Source organism: Bacillus cereus group sp. BfR-BA-01347, assembly GCF_022663835.1.
GTDB classification, from domain to species: Bacteria; Bacillota; Bacilli; order Bacillales; family Bacillaceae_G; genus Bacillus_A; species Bacillus_A thuringiensis_K.
On record NZ_JAKUGG010000104.1, the window covers coordinates 1 to 223 of the forward strand.

The following is a 223-nucleotide window of genomic DNA, read 5'->3' on the forward strand; positions in this document are numbered from 1 at the left end:
AAGCTTTGTTCTATTTTTTACTTTTGTTGTGTACGTAAAATCTCCATAACAATATGGATATCTAAAGTTTTTTTTATTATCACCACACGTATACATATCTGGACTTTGATCGACTTTCATTTTAGAAAATTGTTTAGCTAATTTCTCTGAATGTTTTTCCTTTTTTTTGCTAGCGATAAAATCAATATATCCTGGTCCCATATTATAGCTTTGGATGATAGCA

At 28.7% G+C, this 223-nt stretch carries 1 protein-coding gene; it reads right to left on the bottom strand.

The features are described 5' to 3' along the window. On the bottom strand, positions 1-223 hold a 223-nt coding region (locus tag MR143_RS32855; RefSeq protein ID WP_242281308.1), incomplete at both ends, for a lysozyme family protein.